The sequence below is a fragment of the Pseudomonas sp. D47 genome (assembly GCF_045447305.1).
Classification (GTDB): Bacteria; Pseudomonadota; Gammaproteobacteria; order Pseudomonadales; family Pseudomonadaceae; genus Aquipseudomonas.
Genome location: NZ_JBJGXU010000006.1, coordinates 99,440 through 124,575, shown reverse-complemented (window position 1 = coordinate 124,575; position 25,136 = coordinate 99,440). Strand labels below are relative to the sequence as shown.

The window sequence follows — 25,136 nt, the reverse complement described above, 5'->3', positions numbered from 1 at the left end:
GTCTTTTATAAACAACGCGTCTAAGCTGACCGTAGCATGCGCTGTTTTACTTCTCGTAACAGACGTTTTATTGACCCAAGGGTTTTACCCGTGCGCAACGGCGCGAAGCATAGCGCAGCACTCGTCGCATTTCCCTGCATAAAGCTGGTCAAGTGCGTTGCCCGTCGCTAGAATTGCGCACTTTTTGATCAGAGGCACACCAAGTGCCCATCCGCTGCCCTGCCCTTCTAGCCGGCGGCGTCATTCAATACCGAGGTTAGACATGTCCACCACCATCGCAAAAGCCAACCCCAAGGTCGGCTTTGTATCTCTGGGTTGCCCAAAGGCTCTGGTCGACTCCGAGCGCATCCTCACGCAATTGCGTATGGAAGGCTATGACGTCGTGTCCACGTACCAGGACGCCGACGTGGTGGTGGTCAACACCTGTGGCTTCATCGACTCGGCCAAGGCTGAGTCGCTGGAAGTGATTGGCGAAGCCATCAAGGAAAACGGCAAGGTCATCGTCACCGGCTGCATGGGCGTGGAAGAAGGCGCTATCCGCAACGTGCACCCAAGCGTACTGGCCGTGACCGGCCCGCAGCAGTACGAGCAGGTGGTCAATGCCGTGCACCAAGTGGTGCCGCCGCGCCAGGACCACAACCCGCTGATCGACCTGGTGCCGCCGCAAGGCATCAAGCTGACGCCGCGCCACTACGCGTACCTGAAAATTTCCGAAGGCTGCAACCACAGCTGCAGCTTCTGCATCATCCCGTCGATGCGCGGCAAGCTGGTCAGCCGCCCGGTGGGTGATGTGCTGGACGAGGCTCAGCGCCTGGTTAAATCCGGCGTGAAAGAGCTGTTGGTGATCTCCCAGGACACCAGCGCCTACGGCGTCGACGTGAAGTACCGCACCGGTTTCTGGAACGGCGCGCCGGTGAAAACCCGCATGACCGAACTCTGCGAAGCCTTGAGCAGCCTGGGCGTGTGGGTGCGCCTGCACTACGTTTACCCGTACCCGCACGTGGACGAGCTGATCCCGTTGATGGCCGCCGGCAAGATTCTGCCGTACTTGGACATCCCGTTCCAGCACGCCAGCCCGAAAATCCTCAAGGCCATGAAACGCCCGGCCTTCGAAGACAAGACCCTGGCGCGTATCAAGAACTGGCGCGAGATCTGCCCGGACCTGATCATCCGCTCCACCTTCATCGTCGGCTTCCCTGGCGAGACCGAAGAAGACTTCCAGTACCTGCTGGACTGGCTGACCGAAGCGCAACTGGACCGTGTCGGTTGCTTCCAGTACTCGCCGGTCGAAGGCGCTCCGGCTAACCTGCTGGACGCTGCCGTCGTTGCGGACGACGTCAAGCAAGACCGTTGGGAGCGTTTCATGGCACACCAACAGGCCATCAGCTCGGCACGCCTGCAACTGCGCATTGGTCGGGAGATCGAAGTGCTGATCGACGAAGTCGACGAGCAAGGCGCCGTAGGCCGCTGCTTCTTCGATGCGCCGGAGATCGACGGTAACGTGTTTATCGACGATGCCAGCGGTCTGAAGCCGGGCGACAAGGTCTGGTGCACGGTAACTGACGCTGACGAATACGACCTGTGGGCGCAAAAGCGCGACTGATCGTCACTGGCGTGTAAAAAAATATAAAAGCCCCGCCTCTGGACAAGATGCGGGGCTTTTTTAGGTCTATCGTTTGCCCATTGGCGAAGATCTAGGCAAGGGGCAGCGGGCATGCGTCAGCTTTCGGTCATCCACACACCCAAAATCAGCGACTTCGCGCACTTGGCGCAACTCTGGGAAGACTCGGTGCGGGCAACCCACGATTTCTTGCCGGACAGCTACATCGTCCTGCTCAAAGAGCTGGTGCTGACGCGTTACCTGGATTCGGTGATGCTGATCTGCACCAAGGACGCACGCCAACGCATCACCGGGTTTGCTGGGGTGGCAGCGGGCAAAGTCGAAATGCTGTTTATCGACCCGCAGCACCGCGGCCAGGGCCTGGGCCGGCAACTGCTGCGTTATGCGATCGAGCACATGAACGCCGACCAGCTAGACGTCAATGAACAGAACCCGCAGGCCCTGGGCTTTTACTTCAAGCAGGGCTTCGAGGTAATCGGCCGCGCGGAGCACGACGGCCTGGGCCAGCCGTACCCGCTGCTGCATATGCGTTTGCGCACATCTGTGGGAGCTGGCTTGCCTGCGATGCGGGCGACGCGGTAGCTCAGGTCGACCGAGGTGATGCCATCGCAGGCAAGCCAGCGCCCACAAAAAGCCACCCTGCTGAAATAGGGCCGGGATTAACCGGCGCCAGGCAGGTACAATAGCCGCCCCCTTTTGTTACGGCCCTTGTCATGACTGACCCCATACGCCTCTCCAAACGCCTTATCGAACTGGTCGGTTGCTCCCGTCGGGAGGCTGAGCTGTTTATCGAAGGCGGCTGGGTCTCGGTGGACGGAGAAGTGATCGACGAGCCGCAGTTCAAGGTCACCACCCAGAAGGTCGAGCTGGACCCAGAGGCGAAAGCCACTGCGCCGGAGTCGGTAACCATTCTGCTGCACGCGCCGGTGGGTGTGGATGCCGAAACGGCGATGGCCTCGATCAGCGCAGAAACCTTGTCCGAAGAACACCGCTTCAGCAAACGCCCGCTTAAAGGCCACTTCCTGCGCCTGACCGCCAGTGCCGACCTGCAAGCCAAGGCCAGCGGCCTGCTGGTGTTCACCCAGGACTGGAAGATTCTGCGCAAGTTGACCGCCGATGCCGCCAAGATCGAGCAGGAATACGTGGTGGAGGTTGAAGGCGACATGGTTGCCCACGGCCTCAATCGCCTGAACCACGGCCTGACCTACAAAGGTAAAGAGCTGCCGGCCGTAAAGGCTAGCTGGCAGAACGAAAACCGCCTGCGCTTTGCGATGAAGAACCCGCAACCGGGCGTGATTGCCCTGTTCTGCGAAGCCGTCGGCTTGAAAGTCATCGCCATCCGCCGCATCCGCATTGGCGGGGTGTCCATCGGCAAAGTGCCGGTCGGCCAATGGCGTTACCTGTCCGGCAAAGAGAAGTTCTAAGCCGTTCCCCTTTTCTCGACACCGCCTGATTAGGCGGTGTCTTCAGTTGAATACCAGGATTGCCCACCATGATTCACAACGACGTACTGCGTAGCGTGCGCTACATGCTCGACATCAGCGACAACAAGATGGTCGAGATCATCAAGCTCGGCGGCATGGACGTGACCAAGGAAGACCTGCTGACTTACCTCAAGAAAGACGAGGAAGAAGGCTTTGTGTTCTGCCCGGATGACGTCATGGCCCACTTCCTCGATGGCCTGGTGATCTTCAAGCGCGGCAAAGACGAAAGCCGTGCGCCACAGCCAATCGAAACCCCGGTGACCAACAACATCATCCTCAAGAAGCTGCGCGTGGCCTTCGAACTGAAGGAAGACGACATGCACGCGATCCTCAAGGCTGCCGAGTTCCCAGTGTCCAAGCCTGAGCTGAGCGCACTGTTCCGCAAGTTCGGCCACACCAACTACCGCACCTGTGGCGACCAGTTGCTGCGTAACTTCCTCAAGGGCCTGACCCTGCGGGTTCGTGCGTAAGCCATGAGTTACCACGTCTCGCCCGTCGGTTTCGTGCGCTCCTGCTTCAAGGAGAAGTTCGCCATCCCACGCCAGCCCCAACTGGCACCGGCCGCCCGTGGCGTGCTGGAACTGGTGGCGCCGTTCGACCAAGGTGAGGCGGTGCAGGGCCTGGAGCAGGTCAGCCATGTGTGGTTGCTGTTTCTGTTCCACCAGGCCTTGGAAGACAAACCACGCTTGAAAGTGCGGCCGCCACGGTTGGGCGGCAACACGTCCATGGGCGTGTTTGCCACCCGCGCCACTCATCGGCCCAACGGCATTGGCCAGTCAGTGGTCAAGCTGGACAAGGTCGAGCCGGGGCGGCTGTGGATTTCCGGGATTGACCTGCTGGATGGCACGCCAGTGCTGGATATCAAGCCGTATGTGCCGTACGCAGACATCATTGACACCGCCACCAACAGCATCGCCAACAGTGCGCCACAGCTGATTCCTGTGCAGTGGCTGAAGACCGCCCTGCAACAGGCACAGGGCCATGCGCAGCGCCTTGACGAACCATTGGTGGCGTTGATCGAACAGTGTCTGGCGCAGGATCCACGGCCGGCGTATCAAACGCCGGGGCCGGAGCGTGAATATGGTGCGCAGTTCTGGGATGTGGATGTGCGGTGGCACTATCCGGAAGCCGGGATGATTTGCGTGCTGGAAGTCATTCCGGCCAAGTAAACGTCGAAAACAAATGTGGGAGCTGCTTGTCTGGGAGCTGGCTTGCCTACGATGCAGACACCTCGGTCATTCAGTAGAACCGAGGTGACGCTATCGCAGGCAAGCCAGCTCCCACACAAGCCAGCTCCCACATTCATTTGGATCGGCGGTTATTTCTCGACGAACGCACGCTCGATCAGATAATCACCCGGCTCACGCATACGGGGCGAAACTTTCAGGCCGAAGCTGTTCAACACTTCGCTGGTTTCGTCCAACATGCTTGGGCTGCCGCACAGCATGGCGCGGTCGTCCTCAGGGTTGATCGGTGGCAGGCCGATGTCGCTGAACAGCTTGCCGCTGCGCATCAGGTCGGTCAGGCGGCCTTCGTTTTCGAACGGCTCGCGGGTCACGGTCGGGTAGTAGATCAACTTGTCACGCAGGGCCTCGCCGAAGAACTCGTTCTGCGGCAGGTGCTCGGTGATGAATTCGCGGTAGGCGACTTCGTTGACGTAACGCACGCCATGGCACAGGATCACTTTTTCGAAACGCTCGTAGGTTTCCGGGTCCTGGATCACGCTCATGAATGGAGCGAGGCCAGTACCCGTGCTGAGCAGGTACAGGTGTTTGCCCGGCTTCAAATCGTCAAGCACCAAGGTGCCTGTCGGTTTTTTGCTGATGATGATCTCGTCGCCTTCCTTCAAGTGCTGCAATTGGGAAGTCAGCGGGCCATCGGGCACCTTGATGCTGAAGAACTCCAGATGCTCTTCCCAGTTCGGGCTGGCAATGGAGTAAGCGCGCATGAGCGGGCGGCCATTAGGCTGTTGCAGGCCGATCATCACGAACTGACCGTTCTCGAAGCGCAAGCCCGGGTCGCGGGTGCACTTGAAGCTGAACAGAGTGTCGTTCCAGTGATGAACACTGAGGACACGCTCGTGGTTCATGTTGCTCATGTACGGGGAACTCCTGGAAATGGGTCTGCGCCAAAATTGAAGTGCGCAATTGCACAGCATTCTAATGGCGGCGACAATATCTGTTAACTGGATTATTAAGATAAGGGTTATCGGTTATATCGATATGCGATTTACTCTCCGTCAACTGCAAGTCTTCGTCGCCGTCGCCCAGCAGGAAAGCGTCTCCCGCGCTGCTGGCCTTCTGGCCTTATCTCAATCCGCCGCCAGCACCTCGATTACCGAGCTGGAGCGTCAATCCAGCTGCCAATTATTCGACCGCGCGGGCAAACGCCTTAGCCTCAACGCCCTCGGCCATCAGCTGTTGCCCCAGGCCGTGGCGCTGCTGGACCAGGCCAAGGAGATCGAAGACCTGCTTAACGGCAAGTCCGGCTTCGGTTCCCTGGCGGTCGGCGCCACCCTGACCATCGGCAATTACTTGGCGACGCTGCTGATCGGCAGCTTTATGCAGCAGCACCCCGAAAGCCAGGTGAAGCTGCATGTGCAGAACACTGCACATATCGTGCACCAAGTGGCGCACTACGAAATTGACTTGGGTCTAATCGAAGGCGACTGCAGCCACCCGGACATCGAGGTGCAAACCTGGGTGGAAGACGAACTGGTGGTGTTTTGCGCACCGCAGCATCACTTGGCCAAGCGCGGCGTGGCGACCATGGAAGAGCTGACCCACGAAGCGTGGATCCTGCGCGAGCAAGGTTCCGGCACGCGCCTGACCTTTGACCAGGCCATGCGGCATCACCGCAGCGCGCTGAATATCCGCCTCGAGCTGGAGCACACCGAGGCGATCAAACGTGCCGTGGAATCGGGGTTGGGGATTGGCTGTATTTCCAGGCTAGCGCTGCGCGATGCGTTCCGCCGTGGCAGCTTGGTACCGGTGGAAACCCCGGACCTGGACCTGGCGCGACAGTTCTACTTCATCTGGCACAAGCAGAAGTACCAGACCTCGGCGATGCGCGAGTTTCTGGAGCTGTGCCGCGCCTTCACCGCCGGGGTTCAGCGCAGCGACGAGATCGTGCTGCCGAGCATCGCCTGATCCTCAGATCAGAATCACGGCCCACACCAGGGTGATCATGGTCAGCGCGACGAATTGCGCGGCGCTGCCCATGTCCTTGGCGTTTTTCGACAGTGGGTGCAGGTCGAGGGAAATCCGGTCGATGGCCGCTTCCACCGCCGAATTGAGCAACTCGACGATCAAGGCCAACAGGCACACCGCGATCAGCAAAGCGCGCTCGACCCGGCTGACGTGCAGGAAAAAGCTCAGCGGGATCAGGATCACGTTGAGCAACACCAACTGACGGAAAGCCGCCTCGCCAGTGAAAGCCGCACGCAGGCCATCCAGGGAATAGCCCCCTGCATTGAAGATACGTTTGATACCGGTTTGACCCTTGAAAGGCGACATAGATGTAGGCAACTGAACCAAAGGAGTGGGGAAACTAGATCACGCAAAGTCAAAAAAGCGTGAATCAGTAACAACTTAATGCTGCGAAATTGACTCAAGTTGTTGCAAGAGCAGCGCCGCCTGAGTGCGCGTCCGTACGCCCAGCTTGCGGAAGATCGCTGTTACGTGGGCCTTGATGGTCGCTTCTGACACGCTCAGTTCGTAGGCAATCTGCTTGTTCAGCAAGCCTTCGCAGACCATGGTCAGCACCCGAAACTGCTGGGGCGTCAGGCTGGCGAGGCCATCACGGGCGGCCTTGGCTTCGTCGGACACGTTGATTTCTTCAAACGCCTGCGGCGGCCAGGACACGTCGCCATCCAGCACGGTACGCACGGCGTTCTGGATCGCTTCCATTGAGCTGGACTTGGGAATAAACCCGCTGGCGCCAAACTCCTTGGAGCGCACCACCACGTCAGCGTCTTCCTGGGCCGAGACCATCACCACCGGGATCTGCGGGTATTGCCCGCGCAACAGCACCAGCCCGGAAAAACCGTAGGCGCCGGGCATGTTCAGGTCGAGCAGCACCAGGTCCCAGTCGGATTTTTCGGTGAGGCGGGTTTCCAGCTCGGCAATGCTGGCCACTTCGACCAGGCGCACGTCCGGCCCAAGGCCCAGGGTTACGGCCTGATGCAGCGCGCTGCGAAACAGCGGGTGGTCATCGGCTATCAGGATTTCGTATGTGGCCATTGATTAAATGATCCTGTTTTTTATGGCAGCCCTGATGGGTTCAGGGTTCGCCAGTACACAAGGTAACGGCCAGGCAGCCATCACCACAGGGCATGCTCAACGTCAAAAACACCTGCAACGACGCTGAAAATTCACGGTTACGCCCCAATCGGCGCCCAGCATGCCCAGCGTAGCCTAGAGGGTCAAGCACTACGCCCGTGGGCATTTTAGCGGCGCGCGGGTTTACGGTGCCATCATGCAAACGTCGTGTGGTTATAGCACCGGAATATAGGGTGCAAGGCGAGTATGGACGATGTCCGTCGGGTCCAGCGGTAACTGGAACTTAGCAGCCAGGTAATGGGTGCTGAAGACGTCGAGGTAGGCATCCAGCACTTCACTGGCGGCTTGGTCACTGGCCAGCTCCAGGCACAGCGCCGCGACTTCGGCGGTGCAGAAATGGTCATCACGTTTGGAGCGGCGCAGCTTATAGCGCGACAGCTGCTCGGGCGCCAGGCTCAACACCGGCAAGTGTTCCAGGTAGGGGCTTTTGCGGAACATCTTGCGCGCTTCGCTCCAAGTGCCGTCCAGCAGGATAAACAGTGGGCGCTTGCCCGCCGCCGCCGTGACTTCGCCGACGACCCGCTCAGGCGCGACGAATTCGCCGGGGAACACGATATAGGGCTGCCATTGCGGGTCGGCCAGCAAGGTCAACAGTTCGGGGTCGACCTCAGTGCGCGACCAGGCGAACGCGGTGGTGTCTTCGATCACATCGGCGATCAGCCAGCCGGTATTGCTCGGTTTCATCGGCTCAACATCGTGCATCAGCAGGCACATGGCCGAGCGCGCCTCTACCTTCGGCCGCCAGGCACACAGGCAGTACTCGGGAATCACCCGACAGCCGGGGCAGCGTTCGGCGCGCGAACCACGGTTGAGAAAAGGCCGCACGGCCCGCGCCAGGCGCTGAGTACGCAAACGGGAGACGGCGTGGCTCATCGGGTACAACCCGTGAAAGGGGAAATCGACACTGAAGAAACTCGAGGCAGGCTTTAAGTGGCCGCAGTTTACCAGAGCCATCCGCACTTCCGAGCGATACGCCTGGCTGTAGTGGCAAGGGCTCACCTATAATTGCGCGCCACTGAACGCACAGCGCAGTGGCTGGTCTATGCACCAGTAACCGAATCAGGAGAGTTTCATGCTGCGTTCCATGCTGCGCGTTGTTGCCCCATCCGTCGCCCTTGCGTTGGTATTGCCTATGGGCGCCCACGCGGCCTCGCTGCTGGAGGCCCAAATGAACCGCAAGCTGCAAAGCGTCGCGGCTGAAAGCAACAAGGACCTACCCCGGGAAATCGACGAAAAAACCCTGGAAGTTGCCTACACCGTTGAAGGCATGCAGCTGATCGACCACCTCAGCGTACAGCCCGACCGCGCTGAACAGATGCGCGCCAACCCCAAGGCCGTGTACTTCCAACTGGGTCAAAGCGTGTGCCTGAACAAGGGTTACCGCGAATTGATGGCCAAGGGCGCAGTGATGCGCTACGAAATCACCGAGAACAAGACCAACCGCCCGGTGGCGTCGGTCAAGTTTGTAGAAGCGGATTGCCCGGCACCTGCGGCAGCCAAGAAGAAAAAGTAACGTTTGCTCGACCGTCGCGCGCTGCTGTCCAGTGGCGCGCACTTCCCTCGCTGCCTCTGCCTGCCAACAACTAAACTGCCTGATGTGTTGCCAATAACCGGTTGCCAGCCAAGGGTTTTTCGGCTCATGATCACGTTATCTCGGCAGCCCTTCCACCGCGTTTTCCACGCCGTTCTGTAACATTTTCAGGGCAAAAGAGGGTTGCCCTCCTGCGACTTGCAGTGCAAAGGTTTCCAAATCACAAGGAACATACAGAGCCCGCTTTGCCGCTCGGCGAACACCGTGCAAGCCTTCGGCATGCAGCGACACACGCAGTGTCGCGGCCGCAGACGAATTCTCGTCGATGGCCCTGGCTCTGTGAAGAAGGAGAAGTTGAATGCCTTACGAATCGAATGACCACCTGCTCCGTCATTTTGAAGAACACGGGGCCGACCTCACACAGCAGGTCGATGCGCAACTCCAGCTGATCGCTCCCAACAGCTCGAATATCCCCCTTTATCGCGACATGATCCTCACCGTTCTGCGCATGGCCCAGGACGACCGCAACCGCTGGAACGCGAAAATCACCTTGCAGGCGATCCGCGAACTGGACAATGCCTTCCGCGTACTGGAACAGTTCAAGGACCGCCGCAAGGTGACGGTATTCGGCTCGGCGCGAACGCCGGTCGAAAGCCCGCTGTACGCCCTGGCCCGGGAAGTCGGCGCCAAGTTGGCGCAATCAGAGCTGATGGTGATCACCGGCGGCGGCGGCGGCATCATGGCGGCAGCCCACGAAGGCGCAGGCCTGGAACACAGCCTGGGGTTCAACATCACCCTGCCGTTTGAACAGCACGCCAACCCGACCATTGATGGCACTGAGAACCTGCTGTCCTTCCACTTCTTCTTCACCCGCAAGCTGTTCTTCGTCAAGGAAGCCGATGCATTGGTGCTGTGCCCGGGCGGTTTTGGCACGCTGGATGAAGCGCTGGAAGTCCTCACCTTGATCCAGACCGGCAAAAGCCCGCTGGTGCCGGTGGTACTGCTGGATGCTCCGGGCGGCGGTTTCTGGCAAGGCGCTTTGGACTTTATCCGCAGCCAGCTGGAAGCCAATCGCTACATCCTGCCCACCGACCTCAAGCTGGTCCGCCTGGTGTACAGCGCTGAAGAGGCGGTGGACGAGATCAACCAGTTCTACGCCAACTTCCACTCCACCCGCTGGTTGAAGCGCGAGTTTGTGGTGCGCATGAATCACCCGCTCAGCGAGCGTGCCCTGGCCCACTTGCAGAGCGAGTTTGCCAGCCTGCGCCTGAGTGGGGAGTTCCAACAGCAGGCGTATACGGGCGAAGAACATGATGAGCCGAGGTTCGGCCATTTGACGCGGTTGGTGTTCAACTTCAATGGGCGTGATCAGGGCCGTCTGCGGGAATTGGTGGATTACATCAACTTGCCGGAGAACTGGGCGCAGGCTCAAGGGAAGACCCAGCAGCGAGTGACGCCCGAGCCAGCGTGACTTTTTGAAGGCAAAAAAAAAGGCCCACTATTTTCATAGTGGGCCTTTTTTGTGGTGTTTCAGGTGACCTTACAGTGAAGCGAATGGGGCTGCTACGCAGCCCAGCGGGAGCAAGCTCCCTCGCCACAAAAGCTCGCCTATCGTCCCGGTCAGTCGTCCATGTCTCGGCCACTTAATAGGCGGCTGATCATCTCCATCGAAAACCCGCGATAACTCAGAAAGCGACCTTGCTTCGCACGCTCCCTGGCATCAATCGGCAGATGGCCGGCAAACTTGCGGCGCCAAGTGTCTTCGAGCTGCGACTGCCAACTGATACCGCACTCACGCAGGGCGAGATCAATATCGACGCGTTGCAGGCCGCGCTGGCTCAGCTCTTCGCGAATTCGCGCCGGGCCATAGCCGGAGCGCGCTCGGTAGGAAACAAAGCTTTCGAGGTAACGGGCTTCCGACAGCAGCCCTTCTTCCGTCAAGCGGTCGAGGGCAGTGTCGATCATCTCGGGCTCTGCGCCGCGCTGACGCAGTTTACGCGTCAGCTCGACTCGACCATGCTCGCGTCGAGCGAGCAGGTCCATTGCAGTGCGCCGGACGGCGACGAGTGTATCCAGTACAACAGTCATCGTTTGCTTCAGATGTCAGTGTCGGCTTCTGCTACTTCTTCAACCGGCTCGCGGTTGGCTGCAGCTTTCACGTCAGGGGCTGGGGTCAACAGCTTGTCGCGGATCTGCTTCTCAAGCGTGGCAGCGATATCCGGGTTATCCGCCAGGAACTTGGCCGAGTTGGCCTTGCCCTGACCGATCTTGCTACCGTTGTAGGCATACCAGGCACCGGACTTCTCGACGAAACCGTGCAGCACGCCAAGGTCGATCATCTCGCCGTTCAGGTAAATACCCTTGCCGTAGAGAATCTGGAACTCAGCCTGACGGAATGGCGGGGCCACTTTGTTCTTCACGACTTTAACGCGGGTTTCGCTACCAACAACCTCGTCACCTTCTTTAACCGCGCCAGTACGGCGGATGTCCAGACGGACCGAAGCGTAGAACTTCAGCGCGTTACCACCGGTGGTGGTTTCCGGGCTGCCGAACATCACGCCGATCTTCATACGGATCTGGTTAATGAAGATCACCAGGCAGTTGGCGTTCTTGATGTTACCGGTGATTTTACGCAGCGCTTGGGACATCAGACGGGCTTGCAGGCCCACGTGCATGTCACCCATTTCGCCTTCGATTTCAGCCTTGGGTACCAGGGCGGCCACGGAGTCGACCACGATCACGTCGATGGCGTTGGAGCGCACCAGCATGTCGGTGATTTCCAGGGCTTGCTCGCCGGTGTCCGGCTGGGAAACCAGCAGGTCGTCAACGTTGACGCCCAGCTTGCCGGCGTATTCAGGGTCGAGGGCGTGCTCGGCGTCGACGAACGCGCAGGTGGCGCCCATTTTTTGAGCCTGGGCAATCACCGACAGGGTCAGGGTGGTTTTACCGGAAGATTCAGGGCCGTAGATTTCAACGATACGGCCTTTTGGCAGGCCGCCAATGCCGAGCGCAATGTCCAGACCCAGAGAGCCAGTGGAAATAGCCGGGATCGCCTGACGGTCGTGATCGCCCATACGCATTACGGCACCCTTGCCGAATTGACGTTCGATCTGACCCAGGGCCGCAGCCAAGGCTTTCTTCTTGTTGTCGTCCATTAAAGTCCTCACGTAATCAATAAGGCCTGACGGCCAACACCTGTATAAGTAGACAGTATTGTTCCACAAAGATCGAAGATCGCCTACCCCTGATTTTCTATTTCTGCTGCAGCTCGTCGCAACAAGCCCTCTAACGCGGCTTTTACCGTTTGTCGGCGGACCTCGTCACGGTTGCCGGGGAAGTGCGCCAGCTCCGCCGTCACTTCCTCGCCCACACCAAAGGCCAGCCACACGGTGCCGACCGGTTTGTCCGGCGACCCCCCATCGGGCCCCGCCACGCCGCTGACCGCCACGGCATAGCGCGACAGGCTTTTTTCCTGCGCGCCCCGCACCATCGCCTCGACCACTTCCTGGCTGACGGCGCCGACTTTGGGGAATAACGCCTCCGGCACATTCAATTGCCGGGTCTTCTGCCGATTGGAGTAAGTGACATACCCCGCCTCGAACCAGGCCGAACTGCCCGGTATCCGCGTGATGGCTTCAGCGATACCGCCCCCGGTGCAAGACTCGGCGGTGGTGACGTGGGCATTGAGCACCTGCAAGCGGCGCCCCAATTCAGCGGCCAGTTGAGTGATTTCCTTCACAGTCGTCTCCAGAAGTCGGCGGGGGATTTGCCTACCCTACAGGAGCAAATCGCGCGCGCAAGCCACAGACTGGATCAAGATGCTAACGCCCGACGGCGCGTACATACGCCTGGCAGGCACGCAAGGCGATCAGGGCGCTATCACCGTCGTCGGTGATGGCGATAATTCGTTGAGCATGCGCCGGGTCAAGTCGGGCTCGCGCGGTTGCATGAACCACGCCGCCGGGGGTGGTGGAGGTTGACACAGGGCAGCCAATGGCGGGGTCGGTGGCGTCGAGTAGGACTGACAAGCGCACATCAGCAGTGGCCAGGCGGTCGCGCAGAGCAGCTTGGTTATGCTGGGCATCGCTCAACTCCCGAGCATGTTGTTGGTCGCTTGCGCTGAGTTGTTGCTCCAGAGCCAGCCGTTTGTCGTGTTCTGCCTGTTGTTGATGCACGTCCACTTCGCGTTGCTGGCTGAGTGCCTGGGCATGCTCGACCGATTGCTGCTCAAGCTGGGCACCATAACGCCAAGCCTGCACCTGCCATGCCACCGCCATCAGCAGGAAAACACCCACCCAACGGCCCACCTCTAGGAGGCGCATAACAGCGCTTTCGCCCGTGCCCACAGCTGCAAACGGTCCTCCAGGCCATTGAGCCCACCGTTGATGCGCCGGGTAATGGTGGTGAACTGGTCCCTGTCAGCAAGCTCATTCAAACCGTTGCTCTGCCAGAACCACGCAGCGGACTCACACGCCCACTGCGGTTGCTCCAGCAGCTCGGGCTGGCGCAGCAGGCGATCATCATCAAACAGCGTCAGGCTGCAGGCGAGGTAGTTACGACGCCCGGTGATCTGGATCAGCCCCCTGCCCCGATACATCTGGCCGTCTTCGTCCGCTTCGGGGGTATTGCCCAGGCGGGCAGCCAGGGTGCCGGTGTCGTATTTGCTCAGGTATTGATCGCTGCCCAGCTCGCGAACGTAGCGCAGCTGGCCGGATTCATGACCGATCTGGGCGAGGAAGGCGGCGATGCGCTTTGCACGGTCTATCTCGAAACGAACGAACGCCACATTTAAGGGTGTTAAAAAAAAGCCCGCTCTAAGGCGGGCATCCGGCATAACGCCAAGCAACTGGGGGAGTGTTATCACCATTGGTTTTACCCTCAAAAACCTCTATGTCGACAACCCATACGCCGTGATCGAACTGCGGTAGCCCGTCGCTGGATCGCCGACATGAACCACCTGGTCTATCGACCATCGCCCCTGCATATAGGATGGCCAGCTCTCATCCAGCACTAACAGCCCTTCGGCGGCCAACAATGGATTGCCCGGACAATCGATCAGCAACTTCAATGTTTCACGCCCCACACGACGGAGTTCGCCTTCGGCAACGGCGCGCGCTTCGGCTGCGTTCTGGTAGCGTTGGCGCAAGGTTTTGAACGGCGCGTTCCCCACCTGGACCACACGCTGTTTACCAGCGCCGGCATCCCACCAACTGGTGCGGCAACCCTCGTATTTCGCGCGGGACGTTTCGTCGAGTTTGGCAGTAATGAAGCTCTGTTCACCGGGGCGGTTGTCTTCCGTCACGGACAGCTTCACCTCCGGCAGTAGCTGGCCGGAGAGCGAATTGGCTCGGCCGGCTTCGGCCAACACATAGAGCTCGTTAAACGGTTTGGTGACCGCAGAGTAGAGTTTGGCCAGGCGCGAAATGAACGCCATATCACTTTCGTTGGACTGGTCTATATGCGGGATCGCAATACCCTCCAGCGCGGGTGCCACACGTGGTGAAAAGCCGTGAGGACTGACCAACTGGCGAAACAGCGCGCCCAGCGTTGTCGGACCGTAACTGGCGGATCGACGCTGACGGTAACCCGTTGCATCAACCACACTGAAGGGCGCGGCGGTGGCCACGATCATCAAGCGCATGGGAAACAGCACCGGGGTACGTTGGGTGACGACAAACTCGCCCTTTTCCACCAACCCCGACTCCAGATAACCAGCACGCAGGCCGATCTTGCCGCTCAGGGTGGGCAAACCTTCCAGCCCTTCAATATTAAGCGTCAGTTCCAGCCGATCCGCCTTAATGCCGGCAGCGTCAGTGTGGCTCCAGTGCATCAGGCGTTGATTGAGCAGCGCCGCGTTGGCGCCGTAAAACTCCACGATCGGTGTGAATCCCTGTGCCATGCAGCCTCCTTAATCCCAGGCCAGAACAGGTCGCACGGCAGCAGGCCGCGCTTGCATTTCAGGCACAATCACCCACACGCCGGCGGGCAGTACCGGACCGTATTCGGCCAGTAACGGGTTGTGACGCCAGAGGGTTTCTTCCGCCGCGTCATCGCAACGCCCCAGCTCGCGGTAGAGCAACAGGTTGACCGAATCACCGGCAATACTACGTACTCTACGCATTGACGAATTCCTCTAGTTCCATAGTCCAGGCCATGAGCATGGCGGTGCCGTCGTCGATCACATTGCTCTGGGTTTCCGTCACCGAATTAATCCGCCAGAGGCCCCAGTTACGGCCAATGCCATCGACCAGAGGCAATGGCGCCCGCGCATTTTGCAGCGCACGCAATTCGTCCAGGCGCTGCATACCGATGGCGTACATGGCCATGCCGCTGAACGTGAGTTTTTCCAGCTTCTGGCCGCTCTGCCGCGACTGAGACTTGCTGGCAATAATCGCCAGGTCACTCCAGCCGCCGTCGCTGGTACGTATCAGCGACGAATAGGCAAAGCCTCGGGACAAGCCAAAGATAAAGTCGCCGAGGACCATTTGTTGTCGCATCAATCACCTCCTGAAGGATCGGCCAGTGCCACGTTGCGCCGGATCCCCAGGCTGTCGGTGAGCATCGGCATGCATTGGAATTGCAGGGCCTGGATCACTTGGTTGACGACTTGCTGGGCATCGGCGGGGTTGACGCCCGTAATCTGGATGCTGGGGGCGAGGGTGACTTGCACGTTGTCTGTGCGCGCACTGTTGAGCTCTTTGCTCACTGCTGCGGGTGCAGGCAAGCGATCGCTTGAGCTGAACAATTTGTCACCGAGCCAGGCGCCCGCTTCACTGCCGAGCAAGCCGCCAATGGCGCCACCGACCGCAGTGCCGACACCCGGGAAAACCAGGGTGCCGATAGCGGCGCCTGCGGAGGCTCCGGCCCAGGCGCCACCGGCTGAGCTCAGGCCTGAACCGACAGCTTTTGCGTCGCCGTTGCGTACGCCCTGGATCACATCCACCGCAGTGTCGACGTATTTCAGTGGGCCGAGACGACGGGCGCCGGCTGACTCCAGTTTGGCAAGCACACCCGACAACCCAGCTGCCATGCTTTTGCTCGCACCGCGAACCCTGGGGCGGGCCGTTGAAGATGCGGCAGGGGAAGCAAACGAATTGCCGGGAAGCCGGGGCGAGGCCTGGCTCACCCGTTTGCTGTCGAACGGCAGCTGCGGCTGGCCCATGACGTTGATCGGGGGCGAGACCTTGGCTGCTGGGGCAGAACGTTGCGACTTAAGATCCGCTGACTTTCTGACCACGCTGGTTTTAATCTCACGTGATCCTTGTTGACGGCTCTTGTTGCGCTTGCCGCGCGGCCCTTTCGAACGGCGTTTGGGGCGCGCTTTTTCTTTCTCCCTGGCGGTCTCGCCCACGCTCTCAGGCAACTGCGCGGACGGTGCGTCAAGCGCTCCCAGGGTACCGAGAGAGGCCGCAGCCGGGCTGCAACACTGCTGGCACTGGCCCTTGCTTTGCTCTGCGCCCTTTTCTTGGTCTTTATCGTAGCCACCGTCTTTGAAGAGTTTGCCAATTCCGGGGATCCTGCCAAGCGTCGCGTCGACCACATTACCGGTCACCCGGGTTTTGATCGTTTCTCCCAACCCCGAAAAAAACTCAGAAATCACAGGCGTAACTACGGAGGAAACAACGGCCCCAGTCGTTTTGAGAGTGCTGGCGGCAGCCGGAGAGTCTTCTACAAAGCTATTGGTACTCTCGACGATGCCTGTCTTGGCCTTGAGCCACAGGCTCTCTCCCCAAATCGGCGCAGGCTCCAGTGTGCTGGAAAGGCGTTTTTCGCTTGCGGTGGATTCCTCTCGCAAAACCGTTATCGACTTTTCCGACGTCTTCGTTGTTTCAAACGAAAGATTGGCATTCGAATACTGAAGGGCTGCGACCGGGTCCAGCGCTCGCCCAGTGCCCACTGTCATGGCTTCACGGGTCAGACGCCGATCATCAGACTGGGTCGACTTAACTTCAGCAACCTTCGTGGTTTCGGCGTGCGCCTGCGTTTTCAACGGCTGCGTATCAGCCGCCTTTAGCAAGGATAGAGAGGTGCCGAGGGAATCCACGTTCTCACGCAATATGCCCAAAGACTGGGCGAGCTCGTTCAGCTTCAAGTCTGCATTGGTTAGCGCCAGAACCATCCCGGACAGCGGCGCTGTACCCTCGGTGCTTTCAGGCCCTAGAGCACCCGGATTAACAATCTCGGCATCATTTGCGCCGTCTGCGCCTGCGAAAATCTCACGACCATCCTTGGCCATGGCATTCGCGAGCGAATACTTATTTTGCATCCCGCTTACTCCTGTTTAACGCCAAGGCGAGTGATCGCAATGTCGTAGCGGCGCAATGCTTTGCCGGCGTCCCAGTCGAGGATTTCCGCCTCATTGACCGAGTAAATCAGCGGCACCACATCGAGGATCACTTCGATGTCGCGCGCCGAAAGAAGTCCGCCGGTTGATTTAAAAAATCGTCGATACGCTCCTGCAATTCCGTCCAATCGGGCACGGTCAGGCCGGCGAGGTCAGGGATCATCAAGCCGGTGCAGTGAGCGGTAATGAACTCGGCACGCTCTTTGTTGGTGGCGAGTTTTTTCATCACTTTGGTGGCGCGCAGGGCGGGCATTTCCAGGGGCAGTTCGGTCAGCGAGCGGCCAGCAGCGTCGAGGGGCAGGAGCAGTTGGACCGGCTGGTCGTGGGACGCTTCTTCGCGCGCATCCAGAAAGAACGACGCAGGGCGCGTCGACATTTCATGCACGTACTGGGCGATGCTCACGTAGTCCGGGCGCTTGAGCTGGTCGAGCTCTTTTTCCGACAGGCCGGTGGCAAGTTTCGCCAGTTCAAAAAACTGGTCGTCCTCGTCATCACCGGCCCGGGCCAGCGCAGCTTTTTGCGCGGCGTAGTACAGCGGCTTGAGTTGAACCTGCTGGATCGTCGCGCCGGTGTCGGCGGTGATCGGAGACAGCAGGCTATGCAGCGGTGGCATCCAGGCCATGGGGCAATTCCTTGTAGTGCGTGTTTGAAAATCTCAGGGCGAGCACGGTCAATGTGGGAGCTGGCTTGCCTGCGATGGCATCACCTCGGTACACCAGACACACCGAGTAGCCTGCATCGCGGGCAAGCCCGGCTCCCACATTGACTGTGCCCACTTCAGATCACCGTCGTCGTTAAGGCATCAATACGGCGCGGCGCGCATCGCCGAGAATGTCGACACCGTTGAGCACGAACTTCTGAGTGCGCACGTCGATGTCGATCACCGAAATGCCGTTTTCCAAACGGTTGTACGTGCGGCAGGACAGCTCCAGCGTGGTGGTGGCCTTGTCGCCCATCTTCAGCTTCGCCTCCTGCAGGGATTTCAACTTGCCGCCGACGGTGTGATAGGTGAAGTACGTCTTGCCATCCTGGTCCTGGCCGGCTTCACGCACGTTCAGCAGGATGTCGTCACCCAAGCGCACGCCGAGGGCCAGCATGATTTCCGGGCCGGCACCTTGCAGCACCAGCGTGGCGTTGAGCACTTTGCCGCTTTTGGCCATTTCTTCGGCAATAAAACGCCCGCCAGACATCGGTTCCATGTCGAACTCGATCTTCGGCGGGGTGAATTCTTCCACCGTCGCGGACAACGGCAGGCCTTGAAGGGTGGCCGCAATGGCCTGTCTTACACGGTTGGTAAACATTAAAGAACGTCCTCCAGGAACTGCTCGATGATTTCATCGCGGGCATTGAGTTGATAAATCATGTGTTCGTTCGGCGCGTAGCGGCCGTAGTCGATGACGATGAACCAGGTGCCGTTTTTGTACTTCTCGACACTGTTCAATTCCGGGTGCAGGTACACGCTGCCGCCGGGGATGGTTTCGTCGGCGACCAGGGTTTGCAGCCAGTCGTTGATGCGCTTGACCTCCTGGTCCATGAAGGACTTGGTGAGGTTCTTGGCCATGGCTTTTTGGCCGGCCTTGACCAGCTTGCGGCTGATCACATCTTCCAGGCCCACGTAGCTGATGAACTTGCCGGTGATGGAACGGTTACCCAGCAGCGAAAAACCGCCAAGAATGGTGCGCGCGTAATAGCTCACGCCATAACGGTTGAGCAGGTCGCCTTCGGTGGAAGTGTCGAGGATGTTGTACTCGACCACGCGGGAAACGTCCTCGGCAAACGTCACCTGGTTCCCTGGGCTTTCCCACTGCTTGACCTTGGCCAAAGCGGCGATGGCCAGCGACGATGGCGACAAGAACACATTCTTCTTGGCTGCCTTGGAGTACACCGACGGCATGTTGTGCACCAGCAGGCAACGGTCAAAGCCGAGGTCGGCACCGCCCAGCTCGCCGCTGTAGGTCACTTGGTCGGCGACGGACGCGTCCTTGCCATCGAGCACCACACGGGCCTTGATGCGCTTGCCAAAGGAGGCGAACTCACCGGCCACGGCTTTGGTGCCGGTGAAGCCAGGGGCGCCGATGATGGTCAGGTCTTCCGGGACGCTGCTCAGGGCAGCCAGGCCCAGTTTGCGGCCGGTGGCTGGCTCATTGCCGCCGATCACATTGTTGACAGTGTCGGCCGGGGTTGCGCCCTCCTCCACGATCACCACGTAGACCGGCACCTTCACCACTTTGAGGATCTGGTAAACAGCCTGGAACAGCGTGCCCGACTCAGCGCCGGTCGGGTCCAGCAGCGCCTGGGTGGTGAAGCTGTTGATGCGGAACGGCGCGTTTTTAGGGATCGACGCGTGGGCATTCGGCGCAGTGCCGACCAGGCCGATGACGTTATCACCAAGGCCACCCATGGCCTCGGGGGATTCGGTGGCATTTACGGTGATGCCGTTGTGCTCGAAGTTCAAAACCTCAGCCATGGTTAGTCAGCCTTCTTGGGGGTGGAGTTGAGGGCGCTGGTGAGTTCCAGGCGGCCGGCGGTGCGTAGAGCAGATGCTTCGACGTCCAGCAGTTCCAGCTCTTGGCCGGCGGTGGACCAATGGCCACCTCCGGTGGGGAATGGGATGAGGACGGTGTAGGTTTGGCGGTTGGCCATAGTGGATCTCCGGGTATAAAAAAACCGCAGCGCGGTTTTTTGTTGGGTTATCGAAAAGTGACAGCCAGAAAAGAAAACGCCCCGTCAGAGCGGGGCATTTATTGGAGTAGCGTTGAGAGCCAGATCGGCGCCGGGGGGCGGTGCTCGCTCAAGGGAAACTCGCCAACCTCTGGCCACTTGCGCAAGGCGCGACGGTAGGCTTGCAACTCGGAGTACTGCTCAGCGGTGAGCGTGGTTTTTGACTCGTCCTCAAGCTCATCCCGGTGACGAGTCACTACGCTGTCGGTAGCCGCCAATTGAATATCGCGCCAAGTGCGCTCAGAGGCAGTCAGCTCCTGGTCACTGGGTGGTGGAGGCTCAACCAGCAAAGGAAAGCCATCATCCCCCCAGGCAATGATCTTGCCCTCATACTGCCCAGCAAGCAGCTCGGCATGCCTTTCCAAGGAAATTTCTACCGCGTCTTCCGGTATGAAATCATTAATTTCGGGGTCAAAAAAACCACGATTAGCTTTTGACGCAAACATGCTATTCCCCTTATTCAGTACCCAACAGCGATGAAAAACCCACCAAGATTTGAAAGCTTCTCGCCCGTCATAGAGTTCATCGCGGTGGCCATAAGTGCGTTAGTCGTCATCGGCAAAACAGAGAACGTCGTTGCCCCCCCGTTTCCTAAAATGGATGCACTTAGACAGGCCGTCGGGAACGTTATTGGCAGCGTTGCCGACCAGTTTCCCGACTGAGTCCCGGACGAAACGGTGCTCCCCCATTGGGTAATCAACCCACTGGGTTCCTTCTTGTAGCCGGAGTAGTCTAGCGAGGCGGCAAACTCGGTAGCTAACTTCAATACCGACGTGCCCGACATGAAATAGTTAGTTCCCTGCAAGACCAAATCCACCGACGAGCCAGGCGGGATGACCAAGCTCGTCTGCGATCTAATCACTGTAACTATTAAAGTATCAGCACCCGAAGGTAACAACTTCACGTTCGCCGTGCCTATGTTCTGGATAGAAATCACACCACCCAACGGTCCAGAACTGGAGGGCGGTAGAGTTACAGTAAATTCGGTGCCTGAGTTTAGTAGTAATGCCCTTCCGAAAAACTGCGACGTTAAGGTTTCACTAACAGACATCACGGAAACGTCACTGTGGTTACCCAGCGCTCGCTGCACAAACTCAGTGCTCGCCAGTATGTTACTCACGTTGAACCGAGGCGCTGTAGGCACCATAGGTGTACCCAAAAAACCCGGAGAGTTGAGCGGCGCAAATCCTTGCGTCACATTCTGAAAAGCTAAAGCTGTTGTTCCCAGAACGATGGCCCCATCCGTAACCAGCTGCCAAATCGTATCAGCAAGCGTCGTACCCTGCTCAACCGACACCGTCATCGCTGACGTCACCTTGGCACTGGCGTCCGCATCTTTAGTCCTAACCCATGCTGCATTCATCACAACATAAAGGCCGTTATCTTTCGCGGCTGTCTGGTTTTTAACGAGAACCCGATCACCCGCCACAACCGCAACACCATCAATAATTTGCGCTGCACTCAGAGTGATATTTGCCGTAGTCGCCACGCGCACAGACTGTTTCGCATCAAGCTTGGCCAACTCATCAGCCACATAACCGGTCACCCAAGCCCGCGTCGCCTTGACCACCGTGTCATCAATCAACAACGTCACCAGCGACGCATTACTGGTCTCGAAAATCGAGCGAATATAGAACTCTTTCCCCGAACCCGACGTCGCCAACACCGGCTTGAACGACTCCGGGTATTTAACGATTGCGTAAAGAACGCCGGTATCAGTCCAAAGCCCGGCCTCGCGCACATACCACCCACCAACCTCAGACGGAATCGTCACCTCGGCCAGCAACCAGCTCGGATTTTTCTCATCCTGAAACAGCGCATTCAACGGCCCGCGCCACACTTCACGCTTCAGCGCTTTAGCCGTGGCGTCGGGGTTGTAGACGGCGCCATTGCCGTCACCGACTGAAATTTGCGCGAGTTTGATGGGTACGCCAGCAGCTTTGCAGGCAGTTTCATAAGCAATCCCTGCATTGGTCAGCAGGGTATAAAAGTCGGCCATTTAGGACCCCTGTGGATAAATAGTGACGGTTTCGACGGTGTAGAGCCCCGCAGCCATAAAGACCACGCCGGACGCTTCGAGCCCCTGGATAACAATCGGATAAATAGTGGTCAGCTCACCGCAGACGGTAGCCGCACCGATGGAGTGGCTGCCAAACGCGCTCAAACCCACCGTGACAGTAAAAATGTCGCGCTCGCTTTTAGCCTCTGCCAGGCGCCGGTCCAGTCGTGCATCGATTTCTTCGCTGTAGGGCAGCTCGGAGAAAGCCCTGATGGCAAAGCTATAAGGTTTGCCTCGCGGTGACTGTTCGTACCAGGCCCGAATTTCGGGGATCAGTTGCAGGCCTTTGGCCGCGTTCTCAAGCGCTTTACGCGTGCCTGCCTGCCGAGCGGTCGGCCAGGCAAGCTTTACTGTTGCGCGCTTTTCGACCTCTGGAGCAGTAGCGCTCCACTCGTTTACCCCTCGGTCAGCCGCCAGATACGGTAAAAAATCGGCGGGGGTATGCGTCGGGTTCATCAACTCGGGAAACGGCGGCATGACTCGCTCGAGTAACTGACCGAAGACTTGATCCAGCGCTTTTTCCAAAGGCGAGCTGTTGGCGGGCAACAGGCTCGGTTTGCGCTCACTCATAGCGTGCGCACCTCCACTTCAACCCCGGTGCAGAACGGCGCCTGGAAGGCCGTCGCAACGATCGGCGCCAGAGGCTCTAGGATCTGCAGTTGCGCAGCACCGGCACTGTGAATCGCATAGTCGATCCAACTCGGATCCACCCGCCCTTCCAGCCGATGACAAGACTCTGCGTAGTCCTGCAGCAGTTTCTGTGCAGCGACTTGCGTCAGCCCCGAATCCGGGCCGGCGTTGATTTTGGCGACCACGCGGATTTTGTACGGCAGGATGTGCGCACCTTGCACGCTGACCAGGTCAGTCTCCGGTCGTACATCCGGCCGTGCGAAATGGCGCCGAACGCCGTCAAGCAAATCGGCAGACGGCGTGCCGTCGCCCTCACGAGAAAGCACGGTGACCATCACTTCCCCCGGCGCAGTACGACGGCCATTGCCATCCTTGACCTGGGCCGCATAGCCGTCCGGATCAAAGGTGTAGCTGACCGTCACCACGCCCGGTGTCGCGCTTTGCACGTTCACCGAAGGCCGCTCGCCGAGGGTAAAAACCTCGCGGCGATACTGCATCCGCGAGCCTGCGGCCGGCGCATGTGGCGCCAGGTAATAACGCAGGCGCGCATCGTCATCGCTTTCCAACGTCGGCGGCACAGGTGGGAAAGCCGCCGGGTCGCCGGGGTCGAGTACTTGGCGCTCCAGGCCCATGTCGGCCAGGCGTGCATCCAGGTTGCTGCCGGTGGCCCACCACGCCAGCATCTGCTTGATACGCGCGTTGTATTTGCGCTCGTGGGTTTGCAGGCGCACGCAAAAGGCTTCCAGGGCCAGGGTCAGTAACTCGCTTTCATTGTCGAGGCTGACCTTGAGTTTGGCTGCGCTTTGCGGCGCACGGGTGGCGACATAATCGACGACAAACGCCTTGAATTCAGCCAGCAACGGTTCGAACTCATCCACCGCGACGATGGCCGGCTCCGCCAGTTGGTTCTGGCCGGGGATCAACATGCTCATGTCACGACCTCGAAGGTTTGTTGGCGGTTTTTCCAGGTGCCGGCAAAACGCAGCAACAGGCCGGCACCTTGGCGGGTGGCGACGATGACCTGGGGTTGGAAGTCGCCGATGCCGTTCTGCGCGTTGTAGAACGCTTGGGCGGCGTGGCTTTGGGCGAGGATCAGCAGGTCGTCGCCGAGGTTCTGGCCCAGCAGTTGCGGGATCATCGAGCCATACAGCGGACGCTTCTGGCGGGTGCCCAAAGGGGTGGTCAACGCTCGGGTGGCGCGCTGCACGAATTGCAGCCAGTCATCGACGGCTGCCCCGGTGTTTCGATCGATTCCGATCATGGGATGTCCTTATCGGGGGCTGATGACGCGTCCTTGGTGGTCCACCACCGGGCCGCTGAAGTGCGCGCCGCCGGCATCCAGCAACAGGCTGGTGCCGCCGACTTGCAGGGTGATGTTCTGGGCGCTCATCGTCAGGCTGGCGGCGCCGACCTTGATGTCGACCTGTTCGCGGGAACCGCTGAAGGTGGTTGGGCCGTTGACCCAGTTGAAGGTGTGGCTGGCGTCGTCGTAGTCGCTTTGGGTGCCGTCTTGATGGCGGCGTCGGGTCAGCGTCGCCACGCTGGAAACCGGCGGGAAGCGATCACTGTTGAGGCCAAACAACGCCACTGACTGCGAGCCGCCCTCACCGCCGCCGTAGTTGAGCAACAGGCATTGCTCACCCACGGTGGGGATGCGGGTTTCGGTCTGCGCACCGGCGCTAGGGTTGAAGAAGCGGATCGCCGGCGTGAGCAAGTCGCCGTGGCTGACCTTACAAGTGTTGCTGGCAGCATCGACTTCCTGGCACACGCCGATTCGACAGAAACTTTCGGCGCGTCGGTATAAGTCTTCGAGTTGGGTTTCCATCTCCACTAAACGCTCGATGATCGGCCCCAGTTGCATGCGTAACAGCGCGTCAAACATGGGCTACTCCGCCAGTGGTTTGTATTGATCGGGGTCGTTGATGTTCGACACTTCCCAAGTGAGGGCAAACAGCGGCTGGCCTGTGGGATCGTTGAGCAGCACCGGCCCGAGATAGAGGGTTTGCGTGAAGGAAACGGTCCAAGTGTCGTAGTCCGTTTGCGCAGTGGCCCGCAGAGAGGGAGCGGCGACGATATTCGTCGGCAAATCGCACTGTGCCTGCGGCAGGTTCCAGCGGTTATCCAGCACCAGGTCCATGAGCTGGCTGGCCAGGTCGCAGGCATCAAACGGCAATGCACCCGGCGCGACCATGGCCCTGAGCGAAATGGCCAAGGCGTGGGCTTTACGACCTTCGCGGGAGCGAATGCCCGGGCCGTTGCCCTCGACCGTGATCAATACGCCGGTTTTATCCTCGGCGCCCTGAAAGTCTTGATGAGTGCCGACCTTCAGGTCCGGGAACGCGGCGTGCAGTGCGTCGCCAATGGCTTGGGGCAGTTGGGAGGGTTTTTCGATAAGCGTCATTTTGA

The 25,136-nt window shown here is 59.4% G+C and carries 33 protein-coding genes; 8 read left to right on the top strand and 25 right to left on the bottom strand.

Annotated elements, in window-relative coordinates; translation table 11 throughout:
• Positions 1–262: 262 nt before the first annotated feature.
• The 5 genes from rimO to tsaA all read left to right on the top strand — a co-directional run bounded on the left by rimO (position 263) and on the right by tsaA (position 4,274).
• Entirely contained in the window at positions 263–1,603 is a 1,341-nt protein-coding gene (gene rimO, locus ACI77I_RS07165) for a 30S ribosomal protein S12 methylthiotransferase RimO (protein ID WP_406979108.1), read from the top strand.
• Between the two features lie 111 nt (positions 1,604–1,714).
• A complete protein-coding gene (locus ACI77I_RS07160; RefSeq protein ID WP_242154705.1) occupies positions 1,715–2,203 on the top strand; it encodes a GNAT family N-acetyltransferase in 489 nt (162 codons plus the stop codon).
• Between the two features lie 131 nt (positions 2,204–2,334).
• A complete protein-coding gene (locus tag ACI77I_RS07155; RefSeq protein WP_094949930.1) occupies positions 2,335–3,045 on the top strand; it encodes an rRNA pseudouridine synthase in 711 nt (236 codons plus the stop codon).
• A 68-nt stretch (positions 3,046–3,113) separates the two neighbouring features.
• Positions 3,114–3,575: a DUF1456 family protein gene (locus ACI77I_RS07150; protein WP_083359865.1), complete on the top strand. Its 462-nt coding sequence runs from the start codon at positions 3,114–3,116 to the stop codon at positions 3,573–3,575.
• A 3-nt stretch (positions 3,576–3,578) separates the two neighbouring features.
• Complete coding sequence (tsaA, locus tag ACI77I_RS07145) at positions 3,579–4,274, top strand: tRNA (N6-threonylcarbamoyladenosine(37)-N6)-methyltransferase TrmO (protein ID WP_094949929.1); 696 nt, start codon at positions 3,579–3,581, stop codon at positions 4,272–4,274.
• 149 nt (positions 4,275–4,423) lie between these two features.
• Here tsaA and fpr read toward each other — a convergent pair whose 3' ends face one another.
• Positions 4,424–5,203: a ferredoxin-NADP reductase gene (gene fpr, locus ACI77I_RS07140; protein WP_003189055.1), complete on the bottom strand. Its 780-nt coding sequence runs from the start codon at positions 5,201–5,203 to the stop codon at positions 4,424–4,426.
• A 124-nt stretch (positions 5,204–5,327) separates the two neighbouring features.
• On the opposite strand from fpr, the gene ACI77I_RS07135 reads away from it, so the two are divergent.
• Entirely contained in the window at positions 5,328–6,254 is a 927-nt protein-coding gene (locus ACI77I_RS07135; protein ID WP_169368331.1) for a LysR family transcriptional regulator, read from the top strand.
• 3 nt (positions 6,255–6,257) lie between these two features.
• On the opposite strand, the gene ACI77I_RS07130 is transcribed toward ACI77I_RS07135, so the two are convergent.
• The 3 genes from ACI77I_RS07130 to ACI77I_RS07120 all read right to left on the bottom strand — a co-directional run bounded on the left by ACI77I_RS07130 (position 6,258) and on the right by ACI77I_RS07120 (position 8,318).
• Positions 6,258–6,620 (bottom strand): diacylglycerol kinase, encoded by a 363-nt coding sequence (locus ACI77I_RS07130; protein WP_094949927.1) that lies wholly within the window; start codon positions 6,618–6,620, stop codon positions 6,258–6,260.
• Between the two features lie 75 nt (positions 6,621–6,695).
• Complete coding sequence (erdR, locus tag ACI77I_RS07125; protein WP_094949926.1) at positions 6,696–7,346, bottom strand: response regulator transcription factor ErdR; 651 nt, start codon at positions 7,344–7,346, stop codon at positions 6,696–6,698.
• A gap of 252 nt (positions 7,347–7,598) precedes the next feature.
• Positions 7,599–8,318: a tRNA-uridine aminocarboxypropyltransferase gene (locus ACI77I_RS07120; protein WP_242154702.1), complete on the bottom strand. Its 720-nt coding sequence runs from the start codon at positions 8,316–8,318 to the stop codon at positions 7,599–7,601.
• A 199-nt stretch (positions 8,319–8,517) separates the two neighbouring features.
• Here ACI77I_RS07120 and ACI77I_RS07115 point away from each other — a divergent pair, with 199 nt between their 5' ends.
• Positions 8,518–8,958 carry a PA3611 family quorum-sensing-regulated virulence factor gene (locus ACI77I_RS07115; protein ID WP_094949925.1) on the top strand — a complete coding sequence of 147 codons (441 nt, stop codon included), beginning with the start codon at positions 8,518–8,520 and terminating at the stop codon, positions 8,956–8,958.
• A 376-nt stretch (positions 8,959–9,334) separates the two neighbouring features.
• Entirely contained in the window at positions 9,335–10,447 is a 1,113-nt protein-coding gene (locus tag ACI77I_RS07110) for a TIGR00730 family Rossman fold protein (protein ID WP_094949924.1), read from the top strand.
• 149 nt (positions 10,448–10,596) lie between these two features.
• Here ACI77I_RS07110 and recX read toward each other — a convergent pair whose 3' ends face one another.
• From recX to ACI77I_RS07005, 21 genes are all read right to left on the bottom strand, one after another.
• Positions 10,597–11,064 (bottom strand): recombination regulator RecX, encoded by a 468-nt coding sequence (recX, locus tag ACI77I_RS07105; RefSeq protein WP_242154700.1) that lies wholly within the window; start codon positions 11,062–11,064, stop codon positions 10,597–10,599.
• 8 nt (positions 11,065–11,072) lie between these two features.
• A complete protein-coding gene (recA, locus tag ACI77I_RS07100; protein ID WP_094949922.1) occupies positions 11,073–12,131 on the bottom strand; it encodes a recombinase RecA in 1,059 nt (352 codons plus the stop codon).
• An 83-nt stretch (positions 12,132–12,214) separates the two neighbouring features.
• Entirely contained in the window at positions 12,215–12,715 is a 501-nt protein-coding gene (locus tag ACI77I_RS07095; RefSeq protein WP_094949921.1) for a CinA family protein, read from the bottom strand.
• A gap of 82 nt (positions 12,716–12,797) precedes the next feature.
• Complete coding sequence (locus ACI77I_RS07090) at positions 12,798–13,298, bottom strand: lysis system i-spanin subunit Rz (RefSeq protein WP_406997220.1); 501 nt, start codon at positions 13,296–13,298, stop codon at positions 12,798–12,800.
• Positions 13,286–13,843 (bottom strand): glycoside hydrolase family 19 protein, encoded by a 558-nt coding sequence (locus tag ACI77I_RS07085; protein WP_406997219.1) that lies wholly within the window; start codon positions 13,841–13,843, stop codon positions 13,286–13,288. The genes ACI77I_RS07090 and ACI77I_RS07085 overlap by 13 nt, the downstream gene beginning before the upstream one ends.
• A gap of 21 nt (positions 13,844–13,864) precedes the next feature.
• Positions 13,865–14,875, bottom strand: coding sequence for a phage late control D family protein (locus tag ACI77I_RS07080; protein ID WP_406997218.1), 1,011 nt, complete (start codon positions 14,873–14,875; stop codon positions 13,865–13,867).
• A 9-nt stretch (positions 14,876–14,884) separates the two neighbouring features.
• A complete protein-coding gene (locus tag ACI77I_RS07075) occupies positions 14,885–15,097 on the bottom strand; it encodes a tail protein X (RefSeq protein WP_083359878.1) in 213 nt (70 codons plus the stop codon).
• Positions 15,090–15,473: a phage tail protein gene (locus ACI77I_RS07070; RefSeq protein ID WP_083359879.1), complete on the bottom strand. Its 384-nt coding sequence runs from the start codon at positions 15,471–15,473 to the stop codon at positions 15,090–15,092. The genes ACI77I_RS07075 and ACI77I_RS07070 overlap by 8 nt, the downstream gene beginning before the upstream one ends.
• On the bottom strand, positions 15,473–17,242 hold the full coding sequence (locus ACI77I_RS07065) for a phage tail tape measure protein (RefSeq protein WP_406997217.1): 1,770 nt from the start codon (positions 17,240–17,242) through the stop codon (positions 15,473–15,475). The genes ACI77I_RS07070 and ACI77I_RS07065 overlap by 1 nt, the downstream gene beginning before the upstream one ends.
• Positions 17,243–17,247: 5 nt before the next feature.
• Positions 17,248–17,373, bottom strand: a complete 126-nt coding sequence (locus tag ACI77I_RS07060; RefSeq protein WP_017844653.1) for a hypothetical protein — start codon at positions 17,371–17,373, stop codon at positions 17,248–17,250.
• Positions 17,370–17,942: a phage tail assembly protein gene (locus tag ACI77I_RS07055; protein ID WP_263274623.1), complete on the bottom strand. Its 573-nt coding sequence runs from the start codon at positions 17,940–17,942 to the stop codon at positions 17,370–17,372. Before ACI77I_RS07055 ends, ACI77I_RS07060 begins: the two co-directional genes overlap by 4 nt.
• 172 nt (positions 17,943–18,114) lie before the next feature.
• On the bottom strand, positions 18,115–18,621 hold the full coding sequence (locus tag ACI77I_RS07050; RefSeq protein ID WP_406997216.1) for a phage major tail tube protein: 507 nt from the start codon (positions 18,619–18,621) through the stop codon (positions 18,115–18,117).
• Positions 18,621–19,787 carry a phage tail protein gene (locus ACI77I_RS07045; RefSeq protein WP_406997215.1) on the bottom strand — a complete coding sequence of 389 codons (1,167 nt, stop codon included), beginning with the start codon at positions 19,785–19,787 and terminating at the stop codon, positions 18,621–18,623. Before ACI77I_RS07045 ends, ACI77I_RS07050 begins: the two co-directional genes overlap by 1 nt.
• A gap of 2 nt (positions 19,788–19,789) precedes the next feature.
• Positions 19,790–19,963 carry a hypothetical protein gene (locus ACI77I_RS07040; RefSeq protein WP_406997214.1) on the bottom strand — a complete coding sequence of 58 codons (174 nt, stop codon included), beginning with the start codon at positions 19,961–19,963 and terminating at the stop codon, positions 19,790–19,792.
• Between the two features lie 98 nt (positions 19,964–20,061).
• Positions 20,062–20,487: a tail fiber assembly protein gene (locus ACI77I_RS07035; RefSeq protein ID WP_083359884.1), complete on the bottom strand. Its 426-nt coding sequence runs from the start codon at positions 20,485–20,487 to the stop codon at positions 20,062–20,064.
• Between the two features lie 14 nt (positions 20,488–20,501).
• Positions 20,502–22,040 (bottom strand): phage tail protein, encoded by a 1,539-nt coding sequence (locus ACI77I_RS07030; RefSeq protein WP_406997213.1) that lies wholly within the window; start codon positions 22,038–22,040, stop codon positions 20,502–20,504.
• Positions 22,041–22,670, bottom strand: coding sequence for a phage tail protein I (locus ACI77I_RS07025; RefSeq protein WP_406997212.1), 630 nt, complete (start codon positions 22,668–22,670; stop codon positions 22,041–22,043).
• Positions 22,667–23,662, bottom strand: coding sequence for a baseplate J/gp47 family protein (locus ACI77I_RS07020; protein ID WP_406997211.1), 996 nt, complete (start codon positions 23,660–23,662; stop codon positions 22,667–22,669). Before ACI77I_RS07020 ends, ACI77I_RS07025 begins: the two co-directional genes overlap by 4 nt.
• Complete coding sequence (locus tag ACI77I_RS07015; RefSeq protein WP_083359888.1) at positions 23,659–23,991, bottom strand: phage baseplate protein; 333 nt, start codon at positions 23,989–23,991, stop codon at positions 23,659–23,661. The genes ACI77I_RS07020 and ACI77I_RS07015 overlap by 4 nt, the downstream gene beginning before the upstream one ends.
• Positions 23,992–24,000: 9 nt before the next feature.
• Entirely contained in the window at positions 24,001–24,612 is a 612-nt protein-coding gene (locus ACI77I_RS07010; RefSeq protein ID WP_263274614.1) for a phage baseplate assembly protein V, read from the bottom strand.
• Positions 24,613–24,615: 3 nt separating this feature from the next.
• On the bottom strand, positions 24,616–25,131 hold the full coding sequence (locus ACI77I_RS07005) for a hypothetical protein (RefSeq protein WP_406997210.1): 516 nt from the start codon (positions 25,129–25,131) through the stop codon (positions 24,616–24,618).
• Positions 25,132–25,136: the final 5 nt, after the last annotated feature.